Origin of the sequence: Larsenimonas salina (genome assembly GCF_023736155.1) — a bacterium.
In the GTDB taxonomy this organism is placed as follows: domain Bacteria; phylum Pseudomonadota; class Gammaproteobacteria; order Pseudomonadales; family Halomonadaceae; genus Larsenimonas; species Larsenimonas salina.
Map to the genome: position 1 here is coordinate 1 of NZ_JAMLJJ010000002.1, position 13,019 is coordinate 13,019.

At 56.1% G+C, this 13,019-nt stretch carries 11 protein-coding genes; 7 read left to right on the forward strand and 4 right to left on the reverse strand.

The genetic code is table 11. The annotated features are described in order from the left end of the window. Positions 1 to 815: 815 nt before the first annotated feature. The 5 genes from NAT23_RS05340 (at position 816) to NAT23_RS05360 (ending at position 6,091) form a co-directional block, all read left to right on the forward strand. Positions 816 to 1,199 (forward strand): hypothetical protein, encoded by a 384-nt coding sequence (locus NAT23_RS05340; protein WP_251926214.1) that lies wholly within the window; start codon positions 816 to 818, stop codon positions 1,197 to 1,199. Positions 1,200 to 1,395: 196 nt separating this feature from the next. Further along, a complete protein-coding gene (locus tag NAT23_RS05345) occupies positions 1,396 to 2,064 on the forward strand; it encodes an AEC family transporter (protein ID WP_251926215.1) in 669 nt (222 codons plus the stop codon). A gap of 54 nt (positions 2,065 to 2,118) precedes the next feature. Beyond that, positions 2,119 to 2,259, forward strand: a complete 141-nt coding sequence (locus NAT23_RS05350; RefSeq protein ID WP_251926216.1) for a hypothetical protein — start codon at positions 2,119 to 2,121, stop codon at positions 2,257 to 2,259. 202 nt (positions 2,260 to 2,461) lie between these two features. Then, positions 2,462 to 4,333 carry a flagellar filament capping protein FliD gene (gene fliD, locus NAT23_RS05355; RefSeq protein WP_251926217.1) on the forward strand — a complete coding sequence of 624 codons (1,872 nt, stop codon included), beginning with the start codon at positions 2,462 to 2,464 and terminating at the stop codon, positions 4,331 to 4,333. A 387-nt stretch (positions 4,334 to 4,720) separates the two neighbouring features. Continuing rightward, positions 4,721 to 6,091: an N-acetylmuramoyl-L-alanine amidase gene (locus tag NAT23_RS05360; RefSeq protein ID WP_251926218.1), complete on the forward strand. Its 1,371-nt coding sequence runs from the start codon at positions 4,721 to 4,723 to the stop codon at positions 6,089 to 6,091. 31 nt (positions 6,092 to 6,122) lie between these two features. Here NAT23_RS05360 and NAT23_RS05365 read toward each other — a convergent pair whose 3' ends face one another. After that, a complete protein-coding gene (locus tag NAT23_RS05365; RefSeq protein ID WP_251926219.1) occupies positions 6,123 to 6,356 on the reverse strand; it encodes a hypothetical protein in 234 nt (77 codons plus the stop codon). 99 nt (positions 6,357 to 6,455) lie between these two features. Continuing rightward, a complete protein-coding gene (locus NAT23_RS05370; protein WP_251926220.1) occupies positions 6,456 to 7,643 on the reverse strand; it encodes an MFS transporter in 1,188 nt (395 codons plus the stop codon). 162 nt (positions 7,644 to 7,805) lie between these two features. Here NAT23_RS05370 and egtB point away from each other — a divergent pair, with 162 nt between their 5' ends. Together egtB and egtD are read left to right on the forward strand one after the other, a co-directional pair. After that, entirely contained in the window at positions 7,806 to 9,104 is a 1,299-nt protein-coding gene (gene egtB / locus NAT23_RS05375; RefSeq protein ID WP_251926221.1) for an ergothioneine biosynthesis protein EgtB, read from the forward strand. A 112-nt stretch (positions 9,105 to 9,216) separates the two neighbouring features. Then, positions 9,217 to 10,239: an L-histidine N(alpha)-methyltransferase gene (gene egtD / locus NAT23_RS05380; protein ID WP_251926222.1), complete on the forward strand. Its 1,023-nt coding sequence runs from the start codon at positions 9,217 to 9,219 to the stop codon at positions 10,237 to 10,239. A gap of 730 nt (positions 10,240 to 10,969) precedes the next feature. Here egtD and NAT23_RS05385 read toward each other — a convergent pair. Continuing rightward, complete coding sequence (locus NAT23_RS05385) at positions 10,970 to 11,839, reverse strand: ATP-grasp fold amidoligase family protein (RefSeq protein WP_251926223.1); 870 nt, start codon at positions 11,837 to 11,839, stop codon at positions 10,970 to 10,972. Positions 11,840 to 12,148: 309 nt separating this feature from the next. Continuing rightward, a complete protein-coding gene (locus NAT23_RS05390) occupies positions 12,149 to 12,964 on the reverse strand; it encodes an ATP-grasp fold amidoligase family protein (RefSeq protein ID WP_251926224.1) in 816 nt (271 codons plus the stop codon). Positions 12,965 to 13,019 lie beyond the last annotated feature (55 nt).

Here is a 13,019-nt window from a genome sequence, read left to right on the forward strand (position 1 = left end):
GAATGCGTGGCTCGCATCATCATGATGGCGGCCCGGTCTTCAGCAGAAAGATGGCGATAGCAGTGGTTCATGGCAACACCGTACCTGATGGCTCACGTGTTGCACTTGGTCATTGAGACCGCCGTCTATACCCCTGGGAATATTGCATTTATAGTAGCTTTCCTAGCCTGGATACCTATTAGTGTTATTAACCATTGATCCAAGTTTAAGATGACTATCAGGCCTCTCAAATTATGAGCGCTCATAGAATCATCACATCAAAAGCAAAAGAATAGGAAAATGAGTAGTATTGTAGAACACCTTAGTATCATTTCCGGTGCAGCAATGATTGGCCTCGGACTGATTGGAATAATCTTGTCCCCGTTCTTCATTAAGGCGACAGATCGATTGTTTACGGGAGAAAGCGACAATATAAATGTTTGGTTTCCGCTTTGCTTTTGGGGGATGTCTCAATATGCATGGCATCTATTGCTATTCAAAAAGGATAAATTTGAGGCGGAGTGCCCTATTTATCTAGAAAAAACAAAATCACCAATAAATAAGTACGCTTTAATAAAAAATCTTACTTTTCACTATTTACATACCTGCAAACATCGCACTTTTAATCACAGCTACACTGTATGCCCTAAGAGTTCTTTTATGAAGTCTGAAGTATCGCACTCCGAAAATAATTTAGCTTAGACCGGCTGATTGTATTGCCAGCATAGTTGTTTGTGCTTACTTAGGCAGCGTTGTAGAAAATAGCTTCGGAGACAAGTCAGGTGAGCTGATTTACAACGCGTTGCGGAACGAGAAAAACGACCAAGAGAAGAAAAATGAAAGCCCTGATTGATGTCGCTAATTATATAGGCATGAGTAGCGCAATAATAATGGGTATATTTTTTATAATAGGACTCCCTGTTTCATTTTTTACGATAAAAGAAACAGACAAGATGTTTACTGATAAAAGTGATAGCTCAAAAATGTGGTTCCCAACTTGTATTTGGGGCATGTCCTCTTACGCTTGGGATCAGGCATTTAAAAAAGACAGCCTTCATAAAAAATATAAAGCACTGAACTGCAACATAGAAAAAAGTCCTAAGAAATTTATATTCATAAAATATATCTTGCTCTGCATATATCTACCTGCAAGCTTGGGCCTCTGTGTGACGGTTATAGCTTATGCTGCTAAATGTGTCCTAGAGTTATTTTGTAAATAAGATTATTAAAGTGCTGGCTCGAATCGTGAAACGGCAACTTTTCCACGGGTGACCTGGAGGTATCAAATTGGTCTAATTTAATGGCGACGGGTTGGGCGTGGGCCACGCCTAGAGACCATCGCGCCTCGTCAACTCAGCCGGCTGGTTTGGTTCGCGTCTTAAATTCACCCATGGCTCAAGGATCGACCAACTTACGATGAGTGCACTACTTCCGCTTTTTTACATGATTGGTGGGTTGATGGTCGGGAAGTACCTACCCGACGTGAGCGCACTGCTTTCGAAGGTGCTCACCCGGGTCTTGATCCCGTATGTGATTGTCTTCAACCTGGCAACCTATGAAGCTGGCACCGGCACCATCGCGGTTGCCTCGCTCCTTTTCTGCCTTACCCTGTTCGGCGTGGGCACGCTGATCTGGAAGGATCGGCTCACGCCGATACTTTTCAGCTACCTCAATATCGGCTGGTTGGGCTTGCCGGTCGCCATGGCGATGTTCGAGGACGAGGCCAGTCGCGTTCTCATCGCGGCCTACATTGGCAGCTCCATCTTTGGAAACGTCGCCGCCGTCATGGCCATGCAGACCGAGGCCCGCTGGAAAGACGTCTTCAAGCGAACGCTACGCTCGCCACCGGTAATGGCGGTGCTTGTCGGGGTGTGCCTGCACGTCATGGCCCCCGCGCTGATCGAGGTTTCAGTGATCGAACAGCTCTACCCGGTGGCGAAGCTACTCATGTCCGTGCTTGGGATGTGCATTCTGGGCATCTGGCTGTATCAGTCCAGAATCACTCGAGCATCGATTCAACGGGCCGTTCCGATTGCCGTGGCAAGAGCGTTGCTGGGTACGGGCATTTTGGCGGTTTTCTGGTAGGTACTTGGTATAACAGGCCTTCTGCCTACACAAAGTCTGCTTGCTCTGTTGGTTTTGCCGCTGCTTCCTCCGGCCGCCAACATCGTTGTGCTTGAAACGTTCTACCTCAATACAGGAACGTCAGCTCAACGCATCGCAAGCAGTACGCTTGTGTCGCTTATCATGCTTGGCGTACTGGCGCTGCTGTGTGCGTAACGGGGCCTGCCTTTGGAAAGACGCTGTACTTTCGAGTGGCGCAACAATAAAAATTCGGCATTACTTTCAATGGCCTTTATAAATTACTTGTTAATTTAAGTTTGCCTAAAGAAAGGGCCTGCTATTTCGGCGTTATTGAATATACGTATCGTCTTAATAGTGAGTGAGGTAAGTAACCCTCATTCCTTATGAGGGGTCTTGAATGGCATCAATTAAATCGCTTGGCGTGGGGTCGGGCCTGGACCTTTCCAGCCTGCTTGCCAATCTCAAACAAGCCGAGAACGCTCGGCTTCAACCATTCCAAATCCAGCAGCAGAAGAATCAGGTACAGCTCTCCAGCTATAGCGGCCTGGTCAGCACGATAGACCGCCTGAAGGAACAGGCGGCCAAGCTGTCCGATGCCGAGGTTCTCAATACCCTTGGGCTTCAATACGACAGCAAGCATCTCGATGCCGCCCTGACGGGGGCGGCCCATGAGGGAAGCTACTTCCTGAACGTCAAGGCAGTGGCTCAGGCGCACTCCATTGCAAGTCAGGGCGTGGGGTCGATCCACGAATCTCTTGGAAAGGGTGGGCAGCTCACGTTAAGCCTGGGGGGCCGAGACGGTACGACGCACTCCAAGGTCGTTCTCGACCTGAGTGAAGGGCAAAGCACTCTGAGCGGCCTGCGCGATGTTATCAATCGCTCCGGACTCGGTATCTCCGCCTCCATCATGAATGACGGCAGCAACACGCCGTATCGGCTGATGCTGACGTCCAGGGAAACCGGCACGAACCATCACATCGGCATTCACGTTCTGGACGCTGACCCGACGCACACCGCATTGAGCGAGTTTTTGAATTTTGACCCGGCAACCCAGGCCGTGGCCGCCAAACCAACGTTTCCGGCACACTCGGAAACGCCTCAATCCACGCCCGCGCCTAAATCCACGCCCGCGCCTCAATCCACACCTGGGACACCGGCCCGTGCCGATGACGCCTCAGCCGTGCCGGCAAGCGAGACCGGTTCGGAATCCGCGGGGGCGGCAACGTCGTCAGAGACCGCCACGGCAGGTACAGCGAGCGCAACGACAGCGTCTGAGCCGGCTCCCACGGCGCCAAAGAACTCGCCGAGCCGTCTCGGAAAAATCAGCGATGGTGTTGGCACGATTGGCGAGGGTGTCGGTGAGGTTGTAGGCGGTATCGGAGACGCTATTGGTGGAAAGACGCCCACGCCACCACCGACCGAGCCGACAGCGCCGGAGGAGCCAACGCCCGAGACACCGCCCACGGAAACACCGGAAACGCCGCCGCCGGGCACACCGGAAGCGCCGGGAGTGGAAGACCCTGAATCGCCGGTGCCTTTCCCTACGTCGGGCATGTTTCAGACCGTGGCGGCCAGAGATGCACGCGTGAATATCAACGGGCTGGATATCGTGCGGCAAAACAACGTCATCGAGAATGCGATCGAGGGCGTGATGATCAAGCTGAAAAACGTCACCGAAACCCCACAATCGTTGGTGATCGCTCCTGATTCCGAAGCGGTGAAGAAGACACTCGATGACTTCATCGAGACCTACAACAGCTATCGAACACAGTCCAACGCCATGACTGATTTCAACGGGAGCAAGGGCGGAGCACTGATCGGTGATGGCACCCTGCGAAGGCTCGAAAACCACCTGGTGGATGCGTTGCTGACGACAGGCAGTGGCAGCTTGAAAAATCTGTCCGACATCGGCGTCAAGCTTTCCAGCAAGGGCATGCTGGCGATTGACTCAAGTGCGCTCACCGAGGTCGTGAATACGAAGCGAAAGGACCTCGAGCGAATGATGATCGATGGCGGCGTGTTCGAGCAGATTAATCAGACGCTTGACGCCTACAGTGGCGCCGATGGACTGATTGCACAGATGAGAGACAGCGTGAAGGATCGTATCTCGAGCACGGATACCCGGATCGGTGCGATGAAACAGGCGATCGAAGCCACCATGGGTCGGTATCAACGGCAGTTCGAAACACTTGATAAAACCATGTCCATGATCTCAAGCACCCAGAACTATCTGGATCAGCAGCTCAAGGCGATGAACAGGAAGGGTTAACCCGATCGATCGTGACGGCGTTGGTCATCAAAAATGAGTTGCTGCATCTCTGAGCTCCAGGCAGTGAAGCATCGCTTGAGCGCTCGGAGTTCCTGGTGCCGGAAAAAGGATTCGAGCCACCGGGCTATGCATTACGAATGCGTTGCCCTGCCAACTGAGCCATATCGGCCAGACGTCCATGGGTCCGTTAGGCTCCATGAGGCTTTCAGTTGATGGCCAGAGCCTTGAACTTTATGGAGAAATAAGCGCCAAAGGAGTGCGCTAACGCAACATGGACTGACAGTCTGGTCAGAATTGCTGACAGAAAGGCCGTAGGCGCAGTTGCACGGAGAGTGTTACCGTCGCCGCTTTTGTGCGGTCCAAGCAGATAAATAGAAAGCTAGTGATATGTCGAACGTAAAACAGGCAGTGATCGGAGCGCTGGTCTCGTTGGTTATGGTGGCGGGGTCAGCGTTTGCAGGGCAGGTATCGGGCATCGATATTGAACATGGCAGCGGGTCAACTGCCATCGATATCACTACCAACGAGACGATCAAACCGTCGATGTTTACTCTGAGTAACCCCGCGCGGCTGGTGGTGGATCTTCCAGAGACGACCCTAGGCGAAAGCAAGGTTCCGGCCGAGCAGTTCGACGGCACCGTCATCAAGAACATGCGCTCAGGGGTGCGCAAGGGCACCGATCTCCGGCTGGTGTTCGATCTGCGCTCGACGCCTGGTACCCCAGAGCTTTCCACCGAGCGGGCCGGCGGGCATCAGACCACCCGCATCACCATGACCTCGACCGACCCGATCGAGGCCATCGCCGAGCGTCAAAACACGTCACGTACCGTTGCCAAGCGCGCACGCGGTGAAGGCACTCGTGACGTCGTCATCGCGATCGACCCAGGCCACGGCGGCCACGATCCCGGAGCGCACGGGGCGGATGGCGTCAAGGAAAAAACAGTAGTGCTCGCGATCGCTCGCCACATCGTTGCCACATTGAATCAACGCCTTGGGTTTCACGCGTTTCTGACCCGAACCGGCGATACTTTTATTCCGCTGGAAGATCGCGTCGAGATCGCACGTCAGCACAAGGCGGATTTTTTCGTGTCGGTGCACGCCAACACGGTCGACTCGCCGCAGCCACGGGGCACCATGGTCTTTGCGCTTTCCCCGCATGGCGCCACGTCAACCATGGCAAGCTGGATGGCGGCGAAGGAAAACCATTCGAGCATGGTGGGCGGCGATGGCAGTTCGCTCTCGCTCAAGGGGCGCAGCAAGGTCATTCGACAGACGCTGGTGGATTTAAGCCTTGAGAGCAAGATCAGTGACTCGCTGGTTGCAGGCGGGGATGTGCTCAACGCGATCAAGACGGTCAATCCTGTGTTCAAGTCAGACGTGGAACAGGCCAATTTCGCGGTACTGCGCTCGCCGGATATTCCTTCGCTGCTGGTCGAGACCGATTTCCTATCCAATCCGACCGGAGAGCGCCGACTGGCCTCGGCCAAGTTCCAGCGCAAGATGGGCCGGGCTATTGCGCTTGGGCTTGAGCATCACTTCACCTCGTTGCCGCCGATGGGCACTTTGCTTGCCTGGCAGAAAAACCACCCCGACGAGGCGCCGCCGGGCGCGGGCCGCTACAAAGTCCGCTCGGGTGACTCATTGTCGGTGATCGCGGCGCGACTTGGCACCAGCGTTACTGCGCTTCGCAAGGCCAATGATCTTTCAGGCGGGGCGCCCATCCATCCCGGTGATGTGCTGAGCGTGCCGCAGGCGTGAGGGCGTAAACCGAAAGACTCGGGCGCTCGGCTCAATGGTCCTGATGGTGGCGGTGATGGCGGACTCGCAGATTGCGGCGCTTGGTCGAGAGCGCAAGGGTGATCAGCGAGCAGACAAACGCCGTACCGGAAAGCGCGATCACCTGCCAGCGCGTGGCGGTGGGCCAATCGAGGAAAGCGTAGGCGCCGAGGGCGTCGCCGGAAACGAGGTAGCCGAACAGCAGCACAATGGCGCCGATGAAGGTGGCGTAAGTAAAGGTGTTCATGATGGACTCCCGACGGTGCGCGGTGGTGTGTCCCGTGGGGCGTTACACCCCACAAGGCCTTTGAAGCTATTACGGCACCGCCAAAGGGAGATTGAGCGTTCAGCGCACGCGTGAGCGCAGTTGGATCTTGGTCGGGCGGCCGATCAATACGCCGAACACGACCTGGAAGCCGAGCAGAACCATCATCATGACCAGCGAGGCGTTCCAGTCACCGGTGGCCTCCTTGAAGGCACCGAACACCAGCGGGCCGCTGGCGGCCATCAGATACCCGATGCTTTGTGACATGCCCGACAGCGCCGAGGCATCGGCCGAGCTTTGCGAGCGCAGCACGATCAGCGTCAGCGCAAGCGTAAAGCACCCCCCCTGACCCGCCCCGAGACACAGCGCCCAAAAGAGCGGCAGCGTCGAGGGAGACCACATCAGACCAACAAGCGCAACGCCGATAAGTCCGGTCAGCGTCAGTGCCAGCGCGCTGTGACGCTCGCACCGCGCCGCGATGCGGGCAACAAGGTAGCTGACCGGCATCGAAATCAGGTTGGCGGTCGCCAGCATCCAGCCGGCCATGTCATGACTCACGCCCCCCTCGGTTGCAAGGGTCGGCAGCCAGGTTTGAAAGGTGTAGAAGCTAAACGATTGCACCCCGAGAAACAGCGTCAACATCCACGCGACTCGACTCCCCATCATCGCCCGGATGGTGGTGGCCTCGGTTGTGCTCGCTCGCGTGTCGGCGTGAGTACTTCGAATGCCCCACAACGCCGCCGGGACAACGGCGATCACGGCCCACAGCCAGATCGGCGCTGACCAGCTTCCGGCAAGCTCCATGGTAGAGACGGCAAGGCCGGAGGCAAGCGTCGCGCCGACCCCCATTACCATTGTATAGATCCCCATGGTCTGGCCCAGCCGGTCAGGGCGGTCGCGCTTGACCACGCTCGGCATGAACACGTTCGCGCAGGCAATACCGAACCCGACTAAAAGCGTGCCGATCAGCATGATGTCGTAGTGGGCGACCCCTCTAAGCACGCCGCCGAGGGCGACGGCGGCCATGGCGATCGCGAGTGCCCGATCGAGTCCGAGACGGCCGGCCAGCGTTGGCGCAATGGGCGAGAGCAGTCCGAAGCACAGGATGACCAGCGTCGTTAAAAGGCTCGCCTCGCTGGAACTGAGCGAGAGCGTCGACATGATCGGTGCCAGTACCGGCCCCAGCACGACAATCGGCGCACGCAGCAGGAGGGCCGCGAGCATGAAGGCAATGAGCCAGAAACGGCGGGAGCGAAGGAGCGCGGACATGAGCGTATCTAGTTGGTGACCATAAGCGCGCAACGGTAGCACAGTTTAGTGTGGCCGATAGCCATGCACCGGGTTACGAATTGCTACGTGCAATGGAAAGGCAGCTTGCTACGCTGAAAATTACGCATACATCAACGGTACGAACCCGGATGGGAGACCCCGATGGAACACCTCGGTTCGACTCGGCCGACCTCAAGTGAGGCGCAGGCGCGCTCGAAGCCCTGGCTTGCTCGGTATCAACACGTTCGGGCAACCATGGAGGCGCTCTGTGAGCCGCTTGAGCATGAAGATTACGTGATTCAAAGCATGCCGGACGTAAGCCCACCGAAATGGCATCTGGCCCACGTCAGCTGGTTTTTCGAAGCCTTTCTCCTGAAACCCTATCTTTCCGGCTACACCCCGCTCGATCCCGCCTTCGATTATCTGTTCAATTCCTATTACGAAACCCACGGTGAGCCGTTTCCACGACCAAAACGGGGGCTGATGTCGCGCCCGAGCGTGGAGGACGTGCAGCGGTTTCGAGCCCACGTTGACGAGGCCATGACCCGGCTTTTGAGCGCACCGCCACCGGAGCAACTCGATGAGCTGCTGACGCGTCTGGAACTTGGGCTTCACCATGAGCAGCAGCATCAGGAGCTTCTGGTCATGGACATCAAGCACATACTTGCCCAGAACCCACTGCACCCGGTCTACGCCCCGAATGCGGCGCCGGCATCAAGCATACCGGCGCCCGCGCTTGAGTGGGTCCGCTTTCCCGAAGGCGTGCGTCAGATTGGCCGCATGCCCGGTGATGGATTCACCTTCGACTGTGAAACCCCGCGCCACCGTGTCTATCAGCACGGCTTTGAGCTTGCCAATCGTCCGGTCACCAACGCCGAGTACATGGCGTTCATGGCCGATGGCGGCTACCAGCGCACCGAGCTCTGGTTGACGGAAGGGTTTCACGGCCTCGATCAGCAGCCGCAGCACGCGCCGCTTTACTGGGTCTGTCGCGACGGCCAGTGGCATCACATGACGCTTGGCGGCTTGACGCCGGTCGACCCGGAGGCGCCGGTGTGCCACATCAGTTTCTTCGAAGCTGATGCCTACGCCCGCTGGGCGGGGTGTCGTCTGCCGACCGAGGCCGAATGGGAGATCGCGGCGCAGGACGCGCCGGTTGACGGCCAGTTCATGGACGCCGGTCATTATCAGCCCAGAGCGCAGCCGGTCAACGGCACCTTCAGTCAGCTCTTTGGTGGCGTGTGGGAGTGGACGGGCAGCGCGTTTCGTCCATACCCCGGCTTCACTCCGCTACCGGGAACGCTTGGTGAGTACAACGGAAAGTTCATGGCCAACCAGATGGTGCTGCGCGGTGGCTGCTGTGCGACCCCTGAAGGTCACATTCGTGAAAGCTATCGCAACTTCTTTCCCACATCAGCGCGCTGGCCGTTTACCGGCGTAAGGCTTGCCCGAGACGCATGAGGTTATAAGGGCCGGTGTGATGATGTGCCCCCTGACACGATAAAAACGAGCGCTACGACAAACGCGAGAATGCAATTACGAGCTTGACCCCGTGACGTAATGACGACAACCCATGAGCGAGGCCCCCATGACCAGTGCCGTATGTTTTCATGATCAGCATTACACGCTTGATATAGGACAGGATTTTCTGGACGACGCCATAGCCGGTCTGTTGAATTCCCCAAAATGGGCCTCGCCCAAGTACTTCTACGATTACCGAGGGTCTCAGCTGTTTGATGCGATTTGTACGCAGCCCGAGTATTACCTCACCCGGGCCGAGGAGAAGGTGCTTACCGACCGCGCCAGTGAGATCGCTGAAGTGGTGGGGGAGAACGCAACCCTGATCGAGCTTGGCAGTGGGGCGAGCCGCAAGGTGCGAACGCTTTTGGAAGCGGTCAAGCCCAGGCACTACCTCGGCGTCGATATCTCACGCGACTTTCTGATTCAAAGCACCGAGCGGCTGGCGGCGGATTACCCCTGGCTTGACGTGCACGCTGCCTGGGCGGATTTTACCTCCCCGATGCACCTGCCCAGCGGGCTCGATGCCGGTGGTCGGCCGGTGGTGTTCTTCCCGGGGTCGAGCATCGGTAATTTCACTCCGGCGCTGGCGCGCACGCTTCTGAGCAACCTTGCCAACATGCTGCCGCCCGGGGGCGGGCTTTTGATCGGTGTCGATCGCATGAAGGACAGGGAAATTCTCGAACAGGCGTACAACGACGCCGCCGGTGTAACGGCAGCATTCAACCGCAACCTCTTGACCCGTTACGAGATCGAGCTTGGCAGCGACATTGACCCGGAGCAATTTGAGCACCGTGCGTTTCTGAACGAGGCCGAGCAGCGCATCGAAATGCATCTGGTCAGTCGCAAGGCGCAGACCGTTGCGTTGGGTGGGCTTCGGATCCCGTTTGACGCCGGTGAAAGCATTCACACCGAGAATTCCTATAAATACAGCGACGAGGATTTCAAGACGCTCGCCGCTCATGCGGGGTTCGAATCCCGTGCGCTGTGGCACGACCCGGACCGCCTTTTCAGCGTTCACTATTTCGAGCGAGGCAGCACGCTTGAGTTCCTGCCGGAATCGTTGATTCCAGGCTAGGTTCTCGCCTGTATGCCTTTGCCCCGGCTTTCATCGAGCGGCTTTTATGGCGCGATTTCATGGCGCGGCTTTCATGGCGAGAAGGCATGCGCGGATGGCTCGATATACAGGGCAAACGGCTTGGAATTGAGAGGGGCATTGCGGCAATTTAGATGCGGTAAAGCCAGGCAAAGGAAAAATAGGACCAAATCGGTCTTAAATGACTTGCATCCTTTAATGAGAATGGTTATCTTTTGTTTGCGGTGGCGGCAACGCCCCGCAGGATCCACTCGATTCGGGTGATCCACCTCCTCATCAAGCTAGTCACGGTCCTTATCGAGCCATCCTCTTGGATGGCTTTTTTTTTTGCGCGTGCGTCAGAGCGCTCATCAAGAACACGCGCGGCACTCTTCATCTTCAAGACCCGAAAATAGGCCACCGTGTCTGGACGTGCGTGTACGTCTTGTATGAATGCGCCATCAGGCCGTTTGAGCGCGGTGCGGCGACACGGTGTGGGGGCTATGAGCGTACGCGAGGGGAGGGTTACGTTCGCTTTCAAAAAAAAGAGGACCAATTTGGTACTCAATGGTTGCGTTAATAAATGAGAATGGTTATCTTTTATTTGCGGTGACGGAAACGGCGCCGCAGGGCCCACGAATCAGGGCGATTCGTACGGTCCATCTCCTCATCAAGCTAGTCACGGTCCTTATCGAGCCATCCTCTGGATGGCTCTTTTTTTTGTCTTTACCGCTTAAGCCTTGATCTGCGCGAGTGCATCGTTTGAGGGCGCCGTGAGGGCATGAGCCGTATCCGGCCATGGAAACAGGCTACCGAGTCGCTTGTCCCACGCATCATCGATGAAGGTGATGTTGCCTCCGGCCGGGGTAAACGTGATCTCGCCGAAATAGATTCGATGATCTAGAAGATAGACATCGATGCGTGCGTACCCAAACGGGGCAGCCAGTGTTTCGGCCAGCGTCATCATGGTGTCCAAATTGGCTGGTCGACCGATGACCTCGGAGTTGGTGCTGGGAGGCCACGGGCTGAACGCATTGAACGGCGCTGGCGTCCAATCGGGCATGAAGAAATTCTGGGTGCGGTGGTCGAACCGGCCATCGATGACCTGAATGAATTGATACTGCTCGCGTTCACCGTTGAACACATGGATCTTGTAGTCCGCCGGCGGCTGATTATCGCCTCGAAGCATGAGCTTCTCGAACAAAATGCGAGGGTCAATGCGCGCATAGTGTTTCTCATACGACGAATAGGAGGTTTTAAGCCAGTCATTGGCAAGCGTTGCCAAGGCTTCCCAGTCCTCGAGGTGTTTATTGCGCACGATTTTGACCTGGCCTGCGCCGTGGTTGGATTTCATGACAAAAGCATCGGGCAGGGACGCGATCAGATCAGCCGTCACGTGTTGTGTGCAGGCGTAAAGCGGAATCAGATACGTGTCGCCAATGGTTTGAGCCACGTACTCACGCACGAGGTATTTGTCGGCGAGTGTGGTGAACATGGCTTGAGGGCGCTGCATGCGGCAATAGAGCTTCTCGGTAAACCGCTTGGGCGCATCCAGATCGAGCCACTTTTTCCGGTGGCGGGCATAAAGAATGCGGTAACGCATTCGTTCTGATAGCAGCTGGGTTGCTAAGCGACGCATCTGAATTTGAGTGGCCATGGAGGTTTAGGAGTGTCGTGGGAGTGTTGTCTAAGTTTAAAGAGGGTTTGTAGGCATGAGTATGATGACGTCTACCAAAGGATATATGGCGATTACAAAATTAATAATAAAGTGCCTGGGCTTTTTAATGATTTTATAAAGAAACGCTGATTAAAAGTTCTAACAGGGCACGTTAGTGAGATCAGGGCCGGATCATAATAAAAAAAGGCCTGCACCCAAGAATGGGGTAGGCCCTTGCGAAAGCGGGGTTATGCGTTAGTTGGTACGCTGATGTAGCAGTCCGGTCATGTGCTTGAGACGGCGGCTGAACCGGTAACTACTCGTTAGTGGAGTACCGAATTCCGGCTCATCGGGCCAGGCGAAGTAGCTGCCAAGCACGGTGTCCCAGTACGGGCTGATAAAGCGAAGATTGCCTGCGCCCGGGGTAAAGGTCATCTCGCCGAAGTAGATGGCGCCCTCGAAACAATAGAAATCGACGCGGCAGTAGCCGAACGGGCCTGCAAGTGTCTTGGCCTTTTGAATCATGTCGTTGAGCGCTTTCGGCGGCTCGAGGATCTCGGGGGCGTCGCTTTTCGGAAGCCGGCTGTCATGATCGAACGGCACCTTGCCCCAGGTTTCGGAGAACAGGTTCTGCGTGGTCTCACCAAACCGGCCGTCGATGACCTGCACGAAGCAGTAGTTGTGGCTGCCGTTATTGAATACGTGCACCTTGTAATCCGCCGGGGGCTGTCCGTTTTTCTGGCTCAGAAGACGCTCAAACAGAATACGCGGCGTGATTTTCTTGTAGTGCTTTTCGAAGCGGTTATAAGGCACTGTCAGCCAGGCATTGGCCTGCTCCGCCAGAGCGTCAAGGTCTTCGGCGTTCTTGTCGCGCACGATGTAGACCTGGCCTGCGCCGTGCGTCGACTTCATGACGAACTGGTTCGGCAGATCCTCGAACGTCTCACGGGTGACGTGGCGCGTACTTTTGTACAGCGTGATCAGCGGATCATTGCCCAGCTTTTCCTGAACATAGGCTCTTACCGCAAACTTGTCGGCAAGGCGCGAAAATTCAGGCAATGGGTTCTGCATCCGACAATACAGCTTTTCGGTAAAGCTTGTCGGCGCTGAAAAGCTCAATCGTCTT

What these genes read in the sequence shown, in the direction of transcription:
- NAT23_RS05340 (WP_251926214.1), top strand. Translation starts at nt 816, where the DNA reads ATGAAAGCCCTGATTGATGTCGCTAATTATATAGGCATGAGTAGCGCA.
- NAT23_RS05345 (WP_251926215.1), top strand. Translation starts at nt 1,396, where the DNA reads ATGAGTGCACTACTTCCGCTTTTTTACATGATTGGTGGGTTGATGGTC.
- fliD (WP_251926217.1), top strand. Translation starts at nt 2,462, where the DNA reads ATGGCATCAATTAAATCGCTTGGCGTGGGGTCGGGCCTGGACCTTTCC.
- NAT23_RS05360 (WP_251926218.1), top strand. Translation starts at nt 4,721, where the DNA reads ATGTCGAACGTAAAACAGGCAGTGATCGGAGCGCTGGTCTCGTTGGTT.
- NAT23_RS05365 (WP_251926219.1), bottom strand. Translation starts at nt 6,356, where the DNA reads ATGAACACCTTTACTTACGCCACCTTCATCGGCGCCATTGTGCTGCTG.
- NAT23_RS05370 (WP_251926220.1), bottom strand. Translation starts at nt 7,643, where the DNA reads ATGTCCGCGCTCCTTCGCTCCCGCCGTTTCTGGCTCATTGCCTTCATG.
- egtB (WP_251926221.1), top strand. Translation starts at nt 7,806, where the DNA reads ATGGAACACCTCGGTTCGACTCGGCCGACCTCAAGTGAGGCGCAGGCG.
- egtD (WP_251926222.1), top strand. Translation starts at nt 9,217, where the DNA reads ATGAGCGAGGCCCCCATGACCAGTGCCGTATGTTTTCATGATCAGCAT.
- NAT23_RS05385 (WP_251926223.1), bottom strand. Translation starts at nt 11,839, where the DNA reads ATGCGTTACCGCATTCTTTATGCCCGCCACCGGAAAAAGTGGCTCGAT.
- NAT23_RS05390 (WP_251926224.1), bottom strand. Translation starts at nt 12,964, where the DNA reads ATGCAGAACCCATTGCCTGAATTTTCGCGCCTTGCCGACAAGTTTGCG.